Origin of the sequence: Bacillus sp. FJAT-44742, assembly GCF_002797315.1 — a bacterium.
Lineage (GTDB): Bacteria > Bacillota > Bacilli > Bacillales > Marinococcaceae > Thalassorhabdus > Thalassorhabdus alkalitolerans.
Genome location: NZ_KZ454936.1, coordinates 1,251,031 through 1,266,484, shown reverse-complemented (window position 1 = coordinate 1,266,484; position 15,454 = coordinate 1,251,031). Strand labels below are relative to the sequence as shown.

Sequence of the window (15,454 nt, the reverse complement as noted above, 5' to 3'; positions counted from 1 at the left end):
GCATTTCACTTGTGAAAAGTAAGTAATAATTACTAAGTTATATTCAATCATCTAATCTTTTTTAATCCTACATTTTCTTTACAATTACGTTACAATTAGTTATTTTAATATAATAATTAATTTTGCTTTCAACATTATAAAGTACCCATAATGACAACTATCTATCTATAGTCTTATTATAATATCCTATATTTATATATTAAAAACGTCCCTTTAACAGCAACTGAAATTTGTATTCTATTCAATCATGAAATATGGCCTGCTAAAATTGAAACCAGGTTCCCTGACTTCCTGAAGCTTTAGATGAAATGTCGTATGAATGTATTCTTTTATATCTATTTCATATATTGAATGGAGTATAAAAAGTAAGGAGGGTTATTTTCGCTTCACCACGTATCTTTAGGGAATGACATTACGCAACAACATTCATAAGAGCCGAGAGGATGGTTTAGAAGGATGGAGGCGCAATATCGACAGCAATGGAGGTCGGTCAAAGCAATGCTTGTCCGTTACCTTTTTGTGCATCGAGAGACGATGTGGCTCCCACTTTTTCAGCCGAAGCCTATGTGAATGGGCAAATACAAACGATCAATTTAGAAGACTTTCGTGGAAAATGGGTGGTGCTTTTTTTCTATGCCAGTGATTTCACCTTTGTTTGACCGACAGAGTTAGCAGCAGTTGCTGCTCTGTATCCTCAGTTAAGGGAAATAAATGCTGAGGTTTTTGGTATTAGCACAGATAGCGTTTATGCTCATAAAGTGTTTAAGGATATTTCACCCTCTGCACGGCAGGTTCAATTTCCCTTGATTAGTGATCGGAATCAATATATAAGTCGCGCATACAGGGTACTAGATGAACAGTCTGGATCCTCCTTTAGAGCAACAGTCATTGTAGATCCTAATGGAGTCATTGTGTCTAAATTAATCTATCCACGGGAAGTTGGCAGAAACACTTATGAAATCCTAAGATTGCTCCAAGGCATTCAATTTGGAAGACAGACTAATTTAGGAGTGCCTGTGAATTGGGTTCCAAGCATGCCGGGCATTGAACGTAGAACGGAAGATATCGGAAAGATATAAAAGCAAAAAAAAGGCTCGCTCGCTGGCAAGCCTTTTTTTTGCTTTTATAAATGGTACGCATCCATCTTCTCAATGATCTCTTGTGATGCCTTTTCACTAAATAAAGAGACAACATACATGGATACTAATGAGACTGGAAGAGCGATTAAGATTTCTGAATTGTACGGCATCGTGAAGAAGATAAAGCAAATGAGAAAACTAATCGAACCTGTTAACAGACCAATAATCGCTCCTGTTCGAGAGGCTTTCTTCCACCAGATCCCCAATACTATTGGACTGAATAAACTTGAAACCATAAATCCTACTGCCGCCGTATATAATACAATTAAGAAGGCGGGCGGATTAAGAGAAAGCAGCATAACGACAATCCCAACCACCCAGGTGAAGGCCATCGATACTTTCACGACTCTTTCTCTACTGGCATTCGGGTTTAAGACTCCTTTATATAAGTCATATGAAAAAGCACTGCTGACCGCTAAAAGCAGGGCATCGGTTGAAGACATGACCGCAGCCATTATACCCGCTGTAATAATCCCCATAAGGAATGGACCGAAAAATTGTTCTGCGATTAAAAGCAGCCACATATCAGGTGGTGAGTTTGAAAGCAACGTTGCATCCATTGTTGGTATATAAGGCACGATGACAAGACCCATTCCAATCATTAAAATTCCAAATATCAACATACTTATATTTAAAGATAATTTTGCAGACCTTACATTACTTGCCGTAAAAATTCTCATTACTAAATGGGGCGTAACACAGACCGCCGTTGCCCACGTAACAAACGCTCCCATGTAAGCCGCTACAGGCAGCGTAGCACCAACCGATGCGAGAGCAGGATTCTCACTCGTTGCATTTACAAAAAACGATGGCCAGTCCATTGGAAGATGAATAACCCCGGCAATAACGATAGAGGAAATTAAAAAAATCATCATAGCGCCTTGTAGTATATTCGTCCACGTGACTGCAAGCATACCGCCCAGGGATACATAGAATATAAAGACGAGGACAATAATTATCAGGCCCCATTCATAGGATAACCCCGTTACATAGGAGGCAATTAATCCTCCAGCAGTCATTTGTGACATTAAGTACATTGCAGAGCCAATAATAATGACCACGGGAATCGCAATTTTAAAGAATTTTCCTCCAAAGCGATCATTAATAAACTCAGATACAGTAAATTTCTGTGAATTGCGCAATGGCTTGGCTACTAATACACTTGCTACAGAAAACCCGACAACAGATCCAACGGTCATCCAGGCCAGGAATGGAAAACCTAAGTTCCATATCGTCCCGGCCCCGGCCATAAATGACCCCCCACTACCAAGCGCCGCCAGCATAGCCAGAGAATTCACTCCGGTCCCAATCTTACGGCCTGCTACATAATAATCTTCTATACCAGTTTGAGATTTCGAGATACGCCTTTGGCTGTATAGTCCAAGTACTACCAAAAAAAGTAAATACATAATCATGATCGAAAGCTCAACTGTCTTCACTTTTACTCCCCCTATTAAATACTTAAGTATCGAAGGAGCGATTAGATCGCTCGCTGTCGATGTTCACCTCTTTGGACTTGCTCCTTATAATCAAATAAATCGCCACAACCGGAGCAATAAGATGCAACGCATACGCTCCCCATGCCTGAAGCGTTAGATGAAGAATCATTACATCATAACTCCATGGTAAAAAGAAGACACCGGCATAAAGGAAAATTCCAACCAGGAACCACCCTTCCCCTTTTGGCAGACGGTACCAGTTTCCCATTACGCTTCACTACCTTCTTTTAAGAGTCTCCGTAACACTTTTCCTGAGCTTGTAGCTGGAAGCTGTTCGCGAAACTCTACATACCGGGGATATTTGTAAGCTGCCATTTTCTCCTTAGACCACTTAATAATCTCTTCTTCAGAAACCTTTTCGACTGATGGATTCAAGATTACAAATGCTTTAACACTTTCACCGCGGACAGAATCTGGTACACCAACCACTGCAACTTGTGCAATCGCAGGATGTTCCATTAACATTTCCTCGACATCCTCTGGAAAGACACTGTAGCCGGAGCATTTAATCATTTCTTTTACTCTGCCGCTAAAGAAGAGATAACCATCTTCGCTGAAGTATCCAATATCTCCCGTGTGGACCCACCCATTCCTGAGAGTTTCTCTTGTGGCTTCAGGGCGGTTCCAATACCCTTTGAATACACCAGGATTTTTAATGACAATCTCCCCTTGCTCTCCAACAGACTGGTCCTCTCCTGTTTCGAGATTAACAATCCTCATTTCGGTATCAAAAACAGGAATCCCGCAGCTGCCGAACTTGATGTTGTCTGCTGGCATAAAGGTGTCACACGTGTGAGTCTCACTTAATCCATAGGCCGCTTCATACATCTGGCAGCCGCCTGTCACGTCCTTCCATTTGTCAGCTAACTCTTCAGTGACTGGCATACCAAAGCTAGTAGCCAGATTTCGTCTAAGAGTATTTAACTTTCTTTCCTTTAGCCCCGGGTATTGGAGAAGTCCAGCGTTCATCGGAGCCACACTATACCAAAAACTTATTTCATATTTCTCTATAGCCGTTATCACAGGCTCTGGTTCAAATTTGGTCAACAGAACACATGGCGTCCCCGAGTAAACTGGAATATTGACTCCCATCACCATGCCTGCAATATGACATAACGGCATCACCGCAAGCCATCTATCATCAGATCGTGCCCCGTTTGCCAGTACTGCGGCGGCCGTTTTAAATAAAGCGTTTTCATAAGTGAGCATCGCTCCTTTTGGTCTACCTGTTGTCCCGGAGGTGAAGACCATTAAAGCTACGTCTTCGTCTACTTTCACAGAACGTTTCATGAAGTCCGCTGGATACTTCTCTAATTCTTCTTTCAAATCAAACACGCCTGACGCTGCTCTCTTCTTTTCATACTGAAAATCAGCAGGAAATGGGTACGGACTCTCTTTTCCCATAAAGTCCTGGTAATTCGTTGTGACAGCCACTTCAAGGGACGGAATGTGAGCACGAATATGTTCGATTTGGGGGTATATTTCATCACCAGCTACAATGACCCGCATACTCGTCTCGTTGATTAAATACTCCAGTTCGGTTTCCTTATACATCGGGTTTAATGGACAGACAATCACTCCGAGCTTTTGGGCCCCGTAGTGAGCAATAATGTACTGGGGACAATTCTGCATAAATAATCCAATGCGGTCTCCCGTTTCAACTCCTTTTTCCAGTAAGAAATTTGCAAATTGATTGCTCGCGTCGTTTATATCCTTCCAGGTTATTTCATTCCCGTAATAAATGTAGGCTGACTCATCAGGTCTATTGGTAGCATGATCTTCTACATATTCGTGAAGGGGTTTCTTTCCTAATCGGTAGGTTAATTCCTTCGGTACATCCTCCGGCCAGTTTTGCATCCACACGTTTTTCATCCTTCCATCCTCCCTATCATTTAGAAACTTGTCGGCCAATCAGCTAACAATCGTTTACTTTTTGAACCTTTATTTACACAAGCATATTCAAGCATTTGACATAGAAACTTTCTTGTATCTCGAGGATCAATCACATCATCGATGAGAAATTTGCCCGCCGCCTTATACGGTGAACTGTCAAATCCCCAGGCAGCAAGAAGTTTTTCTCTTTCTCGATCCGGTTCCTCTGCATCCTTCAGCTTTCTGCCATAAACTACATTGACTCCCACTTCCGGACCGGTAAAATTTATTTCTGCACTCGGCCAGGCTACAACAAAGTCTGCTCCCATCGTCGGTCCGCACATATTGCCATAGGCTGCTCCGATGCTTTTTCGAATTATAACTGATAGTTTAGGTACAGTTGACCTGGCCAAGGCTTGATTCCACTGCATAATCTTGCTTGGAACCTTCTTTTTCTCAGCAGAGCTGCTCACTCTGAAGCCTGGAATGTCATGTAAGAAAACGAGGGGAATATGAAACGAGTCACATAAACAAATGAAATCCGTTGCTTTATCACATTCCTCCGGACCGCTTGAACCAGCAAATTTCATCGGTTGATTGGCAATCACCCCTACGACCTGCCCATTTAAGTGAGCAAGTCCTGTTAGCAATGATTGTCCAAATAATGGCTTTAACTCAAAGAATTCACCATCATCCATAATTAGCTTAATAAGTTTTTTCATATCGTACGCTCTTGTCCGCCTTGTAGGGACCAGGTCAAAGACCTCGTCCAGCCTTCGATCAGCATCATCTTTTGTTGCTTTTCTTGGCGGCTCTTGTTCAGCGTTAAGGGGCATATAGCGAAAGAAATCTTTCATGGCCTCAATTGCTTCTTCCTCTGACTCTGAGACATGATCAATTTGTCCAGTCACCTTTGCATGAACCTCCCATCCACCTAACTCCTCTGGAGAAATCTCCTCTCCTGTTGCCATCTCCAGCATTCTGGGTCCGGCAACCGCCATGGAGGTTCCTTTTACTTGGGTGGCAAAATCTGAGGAGACGGTAAGCCAGGTCGGGCCCCCGTAACTATCACCCAGGATGCTTGATATCATTGGGATCTTTCGTCCAATGGTCAGGAGGTTTTGAGGAAATAGCTTATCACTTATGCCATCGGATCCCATCCCATCAGGCATCCTGAGACCCCCACCTTCCCCCAGGTTAAAAACTGGAAACCCCCGCTTAAGGGCATACTCGTGCAGTGCCTCTGATTTACGAAGATGAACTTCCCCTTCTGTGCCGGCAAACACAGTCTTGTCAACCGCTTCCACCACTACAGGCCGTCCTTCAATTTTTCCAACTCCGCATACCATTCCATCGGCAGCACTCTTTTCTTCTGCACCAGGAAACGTGGAATGGCTTAAGGCACCAAATTCTATGAAACTGCCAGCATCCAGGAGTTTTTCGATTCTTTCTCTAGCCGTGTAAAATCCACACTCATGGTGTCTATGAATTTTTTCTTCTCCCCCCATTAACAGAGCTCGTTTTCTTTTGTCTTCCAACTCCTCTATCAGTTGGTTCATGGTCACTTCTTCGTTCATGATATCTCTCCTTTCAATCCCTTTCCCAGGTACACATTCTTTTCCATTTCAATCGATTCTTTGCCTGTAATAAGTAGGCAAATTGAAAACGGGGATGATTAGTAATGATCCATGGAGACGTCTGACACAATTCCTGTAAATCAGTAAGGAGTTGACGTAAAACTCTTTTATTATCAGAGTAGGTAACCGATAAAAAGGTAATTCCCTCAAAATGCTTGCGACTTCCTACCATCCCCGAGAAGAAACGAGTCAGAGGGTCTCCTGAAACATAAATCAAGGTAATGGTCATTTCATCAGTTTCAAGTAAAATTCTTTCATGCTTAGAATCGTACATATAAAAAGGAGGCCGTCTCTTCTCCTTATAAGGGATTTTGTTTTGAGAAAGAACTCCTTTAAACAAGTCGGCAGCCTGGTTCTGGGGGATTCCCACAAACGTTTCCCATTTACGACGATGAATAGATAACACCAAAACTCCTCCTCTTATTTCACTGAAAGGGCCGTCCCTTCAAACGAGCTTATTTTATCTACTACTTCTTTTGGTATCGCTTTTGCCTTTCCGGCTGTACTATCAAAACAAACTTGTATGGATTCAGCTTGAACAAGGACTTCTTCGTCACGAGTGATGACATATTCAAAGGTCATGCTTGAAGTACCGATCTTTTTCACCCGGCAATGAACCTGTAGCATGTCATCAAGCTTTGCTGGAGAAAGAAATTCAAGCGTCATTTTTCGAACGACCAGATCAAATACATTTTCCTCTGCTAATTGCATCCAATCGGGGCTGATCACTGTACGAAAATATTCGGTTACTGCAACGTCAATATAAGTTGAATAATGGGCATTAAAAACAATTTTTTGACCGTCAATTTCTGAATAACGGACTCGTATGGGATGTGAAAAATAATAATCTGATAACAAGAGTTCTTCCTCCTTCCAAAACATACTAACCGGTTAGTATGTTTTGCTCATAGGTATTTAAAAAGGGTGTAACAAGGATTTTCACTTACAACTAAATTTATGAATAAATCGTTCTTCTACAGAGGAGGTCCTGCCGTGGCTGTTGAGGTGTCTAATTATTAGGGTAGCATCAAAAATTCAGAGATGCAATAAATAGTCTGAAAATTTTAAATATAATAGACGCCACTTGCTTTACTTAGTGGTGTTAAGCAACGTAAGGGGCAAAGGCATTGACAGTGTGTCCTGTCCCTGTTGCCACATCTAATAACTGTTCACTCCCCTTCTTATCTGAGAGGGATACTAACAGCGGAAGGTCCTTTCCTTTTGCATGAAGTTCACTGACTGTGTATCCCTGTGCATTTTTCCCTAACTGCTGTTTCACATCTTCTTTTTTTGTTTATTCAAAAAAATATCTCCCTGGCAAATATTATATTTGTTACCGTCTTGCTTCTAGATGGGGATTCTGCAGACCATACTATTTCTCCCATCACTCCATCATGGGTTTCTCCATTTTACTTACATTAGCATCTTTTTCCTATATAATCTTACATGACTATTCTACAAGGTCCATACTCCCTGGCATTATATCCGCCTAAAATGGGACAAGTATGTAGAGATAACCGACAGACTAAAAGCTCGTCCACCTTCTCTCTGTATAAATCAACAAGCATTCGGTCAAGATGATAAAAACCGATCTTTGAGGAGGCAGGAATGATGAGTAAATCTGAAACATCGAAACAAATGGATGAAATGATTAAGCAAATGAAGGAAAGAAATGAAAAAGCAAGGGAAAAAGGGAATAAAGCGCTGGGAAAATAAGCTCTATGTAACGAGTTTTCGAGGTCGGAATCCGGAGACTAACATCCTACATACACCCATATAAAAAAAGACGAAACCACCGGGGTTCGTCTTTTTTCTAGTTTCCTGTCTTTTTTAACTCATTATTTTTCAATGCTTTAAGTGCTTTCTCTCGTGCTCTTTTATTTTCAAGCTTGCGTTTTTTCATATATTTGTCGGAGAGTTGTTTAGAATAAGGCTTTTCTTTTAGCGCTTCTCCCATCTTTACTCCTCTCCTTTCTTAGGGGCTTGGCTATTTTCTGAGAACTTGTTTAATAGCTCGCAGCAAATCCATAGGATCTCCTGGATAATCGTTACATTTAGTTTACCAGTTTCATCCTTAATGTTCAACTTGTCCCGGTTTGAACGATCAAGGTGCAAGGAAAGCACCCATTGCGATCCATCCTGCAGCGTTCGTGTCCAGGAAATAAAGTCTTCTTGAATATAGGGGTTTGATTGGCTCCTGGTGGTAGATCGTATGTATTTGTTATTCCCATCATTTATCGGGATAAAACGATCCACCTCTGCAATATTGATTCCATAGCCGCCTACAAAGAAAAGTCCAGCGTCTTCTATTCTATAAATAGTATAACTAGAACCAAAGTTAATATGATCGAGGTTAAACTGATCATTGACTAATAAATTTAACTTCCCTTTTAACTGGTACAATATATCAATCATAAAATCTGCTTTTTCTTTAAAGAAAACAGCTGAGTTTTCAGAGTGATCGAGTTCAATAAGCAGTGTTTCGATGGCTTCATCTTTTACTTTTATTGATTCATTTTTTTCTTCAATCCACTCATTCTTCTTCCTTATTTCTTCTCTCAGCTTTTCGATATCCTGTTCTAATTCCTGCTCTAATTGTTCTTTCAAGATATAAAGGAAATCTTTTTCTCTTGCCATAGGAATAAGGGAACTATATTCCTTTTTCTTTCTTTTCTCATATACTTCAAGGTGGAACATGTCACTGTCTACACTGCTCATTTCATGTAAAACAAGGTTTCTCAAAAGAGCTCCTGCCAATACTATGGCTATGATGATCAGGACGAGCATAGAACTTAGGGGAAGCTCAATTATGGGCTGAAAGGCATTCGTAGCAGCCGCAGCAAGCCACCCAGGCACAACGATTACCAGAACCCCGGCTAATCCTCTAAGGGAGAGGAAGTCATCTACTCTTCTCCATAAGTAACGAAGAGAATTGAACAAGAGAAGTTTGGCGGAGACTGTTTGTTGCTGCTTGGATGATTCATAAAGTGCATTTACTAGCTCATTTAATTCATTAGACAGGATGCTTAGTTTATATTTAAGCTTCGGATTCATCACAGCCTCCTTTCATCTTCCACTTTTTTCTATTATACATGATAATGGGAAAGAATGAGAATGGGTGTTCTGTATTTCCCGTTGAAATTACGGTGATCCTATTAAAAAATCCCCACCCGCTAGATGGTGTCTAACAAGTAGGGTACAATCACATCACTCATTCCTGCTCTTACTACTTTCTCTTAAACTTACTTCCTTTCCCCTTCGCACGCACCTTTTCCATCTTATTTCGGATGCGTTCACTCATCTGTTGAGCGTGCTCTCTGTCTAAAGAGAGTTTGGTTACCTTCTCTTTTTCTATCGTCAAAACAAACCAGTCGCCAGTCGAACTGCCTTGTGGCAGCTCTTCTTTATTGATCACATACTCTTTTCCTATGTCTTCTGCTAAAATAACAGCATACTTATCATCTACAATTCGATCGAGTACTCCTTTTGTCTCCATCCTTACCCTCCTACGCAGGCCAGCCCTTCCGCCTTAATTTCATCGATTCTTGCAGAACCAATCCCGCTTATCCTGGTCATCTCTTCTACAGAACTAAACGGTCGGTGGCTCTCCACTTCCTCTGCCCGATCCGGACCGATTTGATGAATCTCCTGCAGCTCTTCAAAAGACGCTGAGTTTATATCAATACATCCATTTATATCTGTTTCTTCTTGAACAGATTGATCTTCCACTTCCTCTTCTGTTTGGGAAAGGGTATCATTCGAAGATTCTTCTGTAAGGCTGGATTCACCTCTGTCATCATCGCTTGTATCACTGTCAGATGTTGATGATGGCGATATGGTTCCATCCTGGTTGGCAGCTATATCATAGCTTTCTCCATCAGTTGTTACAATGATCGTACTATCGATATCTGTCCCGTAAATTTCTACATTTCTATCCTCTAAGCGTTGAATGACGGAATCATGTGGGTGTCCGTATTGGTTATCTTCTCCTGCCGAATAAATAGCAGTCTCGGGGCTTACTTCATCTAAAAAAGGGGCAGTGGTTGAAGTATCGGAACCGTGATGACCTAATTGAAGAATGTCAGCCTCTAATTCATGGCCCCGCTCAATCATCGCCTTTTCTGCTTCTTTCTCTGCATCTCCTGTCATTAGCAGTGAAAAGGAATCACCATAAAGAAAGCGAGCAGATAAAGATCCGTGGTGAAGGTCTCCATTAATACTGTCTGGATTCACCATTTCCAGTGTCAGCGGACCTATATCATAAATTTTACCAGCTCTTGGTTCCTCATAAGAAACGTCACTGTCATCAACTGCATCCATGACCCGTTCAAATGTTTGTGAATCATGGGTATCTCCAGACATCCATACTTCGTCTACTTCAAACTCTTCAATAATAGTGTCAGCCTGGCCAATGTGATCAGCGTGGGGATGACTTAGCATCATAACATCAAGGGTTTCAATATCGTGTGTATGTAAATAATGTACTACGTTATTTTGGTTCCAGTTCCCAGCATCAAAAAGAAGGTTGTATTCTTCCCCTTCATGGCTGTATTCAAAAAGTGTCGCATCTGCTTGCCCTGCATCAATAAAGTGTATGGCCAGCTCTTCTAATTCCTTAAAATCTTCGGAAGCACCTGATGAATTCCCATTCACCTCTTTCGTTTCTCGTTCTGTTTCTTCGTGTTGATCTCCTTCATGAACCGGGTCTTCCGTCCCCTCTTCCGGGATTTCTTCTTTTTCCTTTTCGTTTTCTTCTTGCTCATTTCCTGGGCTCTCTTTCCCTGTTTCTTCACTCGTAGTCTCTTCGGCTGGTTGATCATCTATTGTGCCTTGCCCGCACCCAGCTGTAACCATAATAGAAAACGCACCCACATAAAGTAATTGTTTAATTTTCATCTGGCTGTTCTCCTTCCTTTTTATTAAAAGCTTAAAGAGGACGGAGTATACATAGATTCTACCTAACTAAGGTCTTCTCCCTCACCATTCTCTAGTAAACTATCTGTATCCAGTGTGTAATAAGATATATCTTTTTTAACAACTAAAGTCTCATGTTCGAATATTAAGTCGATTAATTTCTTTCCATCTATCAAGGTAATTGGCGCAGCTCCCCTTTCAAGTGAGGCTTCCTTTGCCCCTCTTGAAAAGTCGGATAACGTAATAACCGTCCCTCTAAAGGCTTGAAAACGGTGAAGGCTCCCTCTCAGCTGATCTATTACCGGTCTCTGGATGTTGTTTCTAAACCTTTTTACTTGTACTACCTCTTTTACAGTAGTGATACCATTTTGAATTGTACCGATCACATCCACCCCCTTGTCATTGGTAAGTGAGGTAACTTCAAGATCTTGGTAATTCATTGCTTCTAGTAAATCTCTAATGATATATTCGAATTTTTGCGGAGATACATTATGAAGTTGTTCTTTTAACTGCTGCTTTTGTTTCTCATTATGTTCATTAATAAGTAGCGTAAGGTTTTGTTCTTCACTTATTTCTTTCGAAACAAATTGTGAGGATGTTTCTTGTAAATATTTCTTTCCTACCTCTGTTATGTAATAAGAAATTCCATCTCTATAAACAAGGCTTCGAGCCATAAGGTTGGCCAGTCTTCTGCCGAGGAAATTTTTAACCACTGAATCTGATTTATAGTTTGAGTTTTCTTTTAGATATTTTCTCCATTCTGGAAGAAAGGTTTTTCTAGTGCCCCCTGGATGAATTGAGGTTAAATATAGAATAAACAAGCACCCTTCTTGTTCATCAATTTTTTTTATCATTTCATTAGATTCAGAGGAAGCAAATATCTTTCCCCTTTCGGTGATTGAAAAAACACCCTCTGTTGTTTCCTCAATCAGTGAATAATTTGCCATGAGTTTGTTACTCCCCAGAACATACCGTGGATTTATTCCGGTTTCACTATGTATTTGCTGAGCCATATCTTTAACATCCCCTGTTAACCGCTCTGGAATCCATTCATCAGGATTCTGCCAATTCACTGTTTCCTGGGGTGTACCGGTTAAATTCCATATGGTTTGATTCATTAATTTGTATTGTCCAATGCTCTTGTTTTGAAGAAAATGAAGTAGAGCTTTAACCTCCCAGTATGGTCGAAAACCGGGTGTACGCACCATGTCAATCACCTCGCTAAAATGTACTTATCAACCTTTATCTCACTACTATTAACCATGCCATTCGGAACAGGTATTAAACAAGGAAAAATGGTTGTATTCATAAAATTGAACGTTTCTATTATAAAATAAAATAATAGTTTTATGGTTTGTTCAGTCACAACATTTTTCTCTCGTCAGAAAGCCGCAACGTAAATTATATTTTCATCAGGAAAAATCTAGAGTTAAAAGACGATAAAGAAAAAACACAGAAGATCCCTTGGAGTCTCTGTGTTTTTACGTTTCGATTATTATTTCTCCTTCTTTAAAAGTGGTCGGGTCTGAAGATATAAGTCCAGATCTTTACTCGCTCCCGTTACAATGTTCTCGGTTAGAATTTTTGATAAGATCTGGCTGTATACAGTTCCGTTATCCCCGAACCCAAACAAAAAATAACTGTTTGGTGCTTCGTCATATATACCGATGATGGGCAGGCCATCTACTGTGCCGCCATAAAAAGCGGCCGAATAATAAACCGGCCTTATCTTAATATCAGGGAACAGCTTGTTGAATTCTTGGACCAGCAAATCTTTTTTGTTCATTAGCTTACTGTCCCTTACCTCCGGGTAGGCGGTATTTTCATCAAGACCGCCAATGATTACCCGGTTGTCTGCTGTGGTTCGCATGAATACATATGGCCGGGCTGTCTCCCAAATCAATGTACGATTATGACAGGATGAGAAGTCCTCAACACGATTGGTAGTAATCGTATATGTACTTACAAACGAGACCATTTTCTCTTTTTTCATATCTATGCCTTCATATCCCGCTGCATAAATAACCCTCTTCGCATGGATGAGTTTTCCGTTTTTGGTGAGACAGTCACTCTGTCGTTTTTCTCATCATACGTGTGCCCATTCAGTTCAGTATTCTCAAAAATGCGGACACCCTTTTTGGCGGCATAATCCAACAATCCATGAGTGAATTTATATGGATTAATTTCTGCGTCATTATAGGTGTACAATGCAGCGTGTTTTGTAAACGGATATTTCCTCCCAATATCTGTTTCTGTCAGAAATCCCAGCTCAAACTGGTGCTTTTTCAATAATTCATATCCTTTTTCCAGCCGCTTTACATCTTCAGAATAGCTTGCAAAATAAAGGGTATCCCGTCTTGAAAACTCGACATCAATATCAATTGATTATGACAATAAAACCCATAATATCTTTAATTTTCAAGTACCGTCAATTAAGTTTTATGTTGTATTCTCTTTACGTCATTATAAAAGATATTCACAAATCAAAAGAGCACGCAACAAATAAAGGTGCTTAACGACAATGGGCTTTCACCCGATTTTCTACTATATTTAATAATGAGTAATCTCTTTTGTAATTCTTAAGCTAGATTCATAATCATTAATTTGACACAGGAAAATGTGGCACTTTGGCGAACCATTAGTAGGGATCATATCTTTGATGGGGGGCTATTTATGGAAACGGTAGATAAAGCTATTCAGGATATTTACCCAGAAGAGATTGCCTGGTGTTATGGCTGTGGACGCTTAAATGAAAAAGGCCACCACTTCCGTACAGGCTGGCATGGTGACCAGACAGTGACCATTTATACACCATCTGAAGAGCACACGGCAATTCCAGGGTTTGTCTATGGCGGTGTGATTGCGTCCTTAATTGATTGTCACGGGACAGGTACCGCTTCATTAGCCCTGCATCACAAAAACGGAAATCATATTGGCGATGGCACTGAACCTCCCCGCTTTGTAACTGGATCATTACACGTGGATTTTCTCAAGCCAACGCCAAAAGATACACCACTTAAAGCCATTGGAACAATTGAAGAAATCCATCCAAAAAAGTGGAAGGTTCATACTGAAGTCTTTGCAAATGATGTTCTATGTGCGACAGGAGAAGTTGTAGCTGTCGTGATGCCTGGCACATTTTCAACACAACAATAGCCGCCCTGCTATGAAGAGACGGATCATTCCTCTTCATAGTAGGTTTTCGTATGTGTGGAGTTGTTTGTTTTTCAGTTCCTTTTACACTTTTCCCCAGCCGTTCTTGGATGGCTCTCATACAAACCAGCAAGAGGAAGCTTTCGCTCTAAGCCAGCAGTCCCTTCCCTTGATAACAGACGAATACGTTAACACGTGTTACGATCAGAAAAGGAAATCGATTCTATAATAGTACGATGTCATTCTTCCTTATTTAGTAAACTAACTAGCTAACTACTATTCTCATAATAAAATATATCTATCAAAAGTGGAGGAATCGTTTTGGCAGGGTTACATACAATAGAGCTTTTAATTGTTATTGGGTGCGCTATCTTAATAGGCATTTCAAAAACCGGTCTCCCCACCCTTGGCATATTTGTCGTAGCTGTGATGGCTACCGTTTTCCCTGCAAGGGATTCCATTGGTATCGTTCTCCCTATGCTTATCACGGCAGATATTATTGCAGTAGCATATTACCGGAGAAGTGCTAATTGGAAATTGCTTTTTCGTCTTGTCCCATGGGTATTAGGGGGGTTAGCTGCAGGGTTTATTTTTCTGTTTTTTGTAGATGTCAGCCGCCCTATTGAAGTTACTTTAGGAAGCATTGTGGTGGCAATGGCTATTCTTCAACTAATTAACGACCGCCTAGGTGCTCAGTGGATGAAAAATCTTCCTGACTCTGTGTGGTTTACAGCCTTCTTCGGAACGCTTGCCGGTTTTACTACGATGGCTGGAAATGCGGCCGGGCCTATCATGGCTTTATTTTTACTATCCATTGGGCTCCAAAAGAAAGAATTCATAGGTACTGGCGCTTGGTTTTTCCTTACGGTCAATCTAATCAAAGTCCCCTTGTATGTTTCAATTGACTTAATCACTATGCATACACTGACCTTAAACGCCTGGATGATACCAGCTGTATTACTAGGAACACTAATTGGAATTACCACGTTAAAGAAAATTCCTCAACGTATTTTTGAGTATATAATTCTAGCCTTAGCCTTTATAGGAGGCATCCGTCTTCTAGTAGGTTCATAAAAAGAAGGTCCACTGCTTTGTTCTTAGCAACGGACCTTCTTTATCTTTCTAGTATAGGTTCTTACACCTTTCCATGTTTTATAGTAATGCCTTATCTTAATTATGAATCATTATCTTTAACGCTTTCACAAAGAATCAAGGCTCAACCCATTGACCTTCCTGTGAC

17 protein-coding genes are annotated in these 15,454 nt (G+C 40.7%); 3 read left to right on the top strand and 14 right to left on the bottom strand.

The annotated features are described in order from the left end of the window. Positions 1–479 precede the first annotated feature (479 nt). On the top strand, positions 480–1,079 hold the full coding sequence (locus CEF17_RS06340; RefSeq protein ID WP_232725431.1) for a peroxiredoxin: 600 nt from the start codon (positions 480–482) through the stop codon (positions 1,077–1,079). A gap of 44 nt (positions 1,080–1,123) precedes the next feature. Here CEF17_RS06340 and CEF17_RS06335 read toward each other — a convergent pair whose 3' ends face one another. The 14 genes from CEF17_RS06335 to CEF17_RS20835 form a co-directional block, all read right to left on the bottom strand. Beyond that, the gene (locus CEF17_RS06335; RefSeq protein WP_100398782.1) at positions 1,124–2,578 is read right to left on the bottom strand and encodes a sodium:solute symporter family protein; all 1,455 of its coding nucleotides are present in this window, start codon (positions 2,576–2,578) and stop codon (positions 1,124–1,126) included. Positions 2,579–2,600: 22 nt separating this feature from the next. Beyond that, the gene (locus CEF17_RS06330) at positions 2,601–2,846 is read right to left on the bottom strand and encodes a hypothetical protein (protein ID WP_054635891.1); all 246 of its coding nucleotides are present in this window, start codon (positions 2,844–2,846) and stop codon (positions 2,601–2,603) included. After that, positions 2,846–4,510 (bottom strand): class I adenylate-forming enzyme family protein, encoded by a 1,665-nt coding sequence (locus CEF17_RS06325; protein WP_100398781.1) that lies wholly within the window; start codon positions 4,508–4,510, stop codon positions 2,846–2,848. The genes CEF17_RS06330 and CEF17_RS06325 overlap by 1 nt, the downstream gene beginning before the upstream one ends. A 20-nt stretch (positions 4,511–4,530) precedes the next feature. After that, complete coding sequence (locus CEF17_RS06320) at positions 4,531–6,087, bottom strand: acyl-CoA carboxylase subunit beta (protein ID WP_232725430.1); 1,557 nt, start codon at positions 6,085–6,087, stop codon at positions 4,531–4,533. 13 nt (positions 6,088–6,100) lie between these two features. Next, on the bottom strand, positions 6,101–6,553 hold the full coding sequence (locus tag CEF17_RS06315) for a hypothetical protein (RefSeq protein ID WP_100398780.1): 453 nt from the start codon (positions 6,551–6,553) through the stop codon (positions 6,101–6,103). A 14-nt stretch (positions 6,554–6,567) separates the two neighbouring features. After that, the gene (locus CEF17_RS06310) at positions 6,568–7,005 is read right to left on the bottom strand and encodes an acyl-CoA thioesterase (protein ID WP_232725429.1); all 438 of its coding nucleotides are present in this window, start codon (positions 7,003–7,005) and stop codon (positions 6,568–6,570) included. A 244-nt stretch (positions 7,006–7,249) separates the two neighbouring features. After that, positions 7,250–7,426, bottom strand: a complete 177-nt coding sequence (locus CEF17_RS19880) for a hypothetical protein (protein WP_157842949.1) — start codon at positions 7,424–7,426, stop codon at positions 7,250–7,252. Positions 7,427–7,960: 534 nt separating this feature from the next. Next, the gene (locus CEF17_RS20330; protein WP_198153442.1) at positions 7,961–8,104 is read right to left on the bottom strand and encodes a hypothetical protein; all 144 of its coding nucleotides are present in this window, start codon (positions 8,102–8,104) and stop codon (positions 7,961–7,963) included. Positions 8,105–8,106: 2 nt separating this feature from the next. Continuing rightward, on the bottom strand, positions 8,107–9,201 hold the full coding sequence (locus tag CEF17_RS06305) for a hypothetical protein (protein ID WP_100398778.1): 1,095 nt from the start codon (positions 9,199–9,201) through the stop codon (positions 8,107–8,109). Positions 9,202–9,373: 172 nt separating this feature from the next. Continuing rightward, positions 9,374–9,643 (bottom strand): DUF3006 domain-containing protein, encoded by a 270-nt coding sequence (locus tag CEF17_RS06300; RefSeq protein ID WP_100398777.1) that lies wholly within the window; start codon positions 9,641–9,643, stop codon positions 9,374–9,376. A 2-nt stretch (positions 9,644–9,645) separates the two neighbouring features. Further along, entirely contained in the window at positions 9,646–11,043 is a 1,398-nt protein-coding gene (locus CEF17_RS06295; protein ID WP_232725428.1) for an MBL fold metallo-hydrolase, read from the bottom strand. Positions 11,044–11,105: 62 nt separating this feature from the next. Next, on the bottom strand, positions 11,106–12,179 hold the full coding sequence (locus CEF17_RS06290) for a restriction endonuclease (protein WP_198508901.1): 1,074 nt from the start codon (positions 12,177–12,179) through the stop codon (positions 11,106–11,108). Positions 12,180–12,556: 377 nt separating this feature from the next. After that, on the bottom strand, positions 12,557–13,060 hold the full coding sequence (locus CEF17_RS20840; RefSeq protein WP_269799473.1) for an NAD(P)/FAD-dependent oxidoreductase: 504 nt from the start codon (positions 13,058–13,060) through the stop codon (positions 12,557–12,559). Next, on the bottom strand, positions 13,057–13,437 hold the full coding sequence (locus tag CEF17_RS20835; protein WP_269799472.1) for an NAD(P)/FAD-dependent oxidoreductase: 381 nt from the start codon (positions 13,435–13,437) through the stop codon (positions 13,057–13,059). Before CEF17_RS20835 ends, CEF17_RS20840 begins: the two co-directional genes overlap by 4 nt. Before the next feature lie 297 nt (positions 13,438–13,734). On the opposite strand from CEF17_RS20835, the gene CEF17_RS06280 reads away from it, so the two are divergent. Together CEF17_RS06280 and CEF17_RS06275 are read left to right on the top strand one after the other, a co-directional pair. Beyond that, on the top strand, positions 13,735–14,217 hold the full coding sequence (locus CEF17_RS06280) for a PaaI family thioesterase (RefSeq protein ID WP_100398775.1): 483 nt from the start codon (positions 13,735–13,737) through the stop codon (positions 14,215–14,217). A gap of 318 nt (positions 14,218–14,535) precedes the next feature. Continuing rightward, the gene (locus tag CEF17_RS06275; protein WP_100398774.1) at positions 14,536–15,288 is read left to right on the top strand and encodes a sulfite exporter TauE/SafE family protein; all 753 of its coding nucleotides are present in this window, start codon (positions 14,536–14,538) and stop codon (positions 15,286–15,288) included. Positions 15,289–15,454 lie beyond the last annotated feature (166 nt).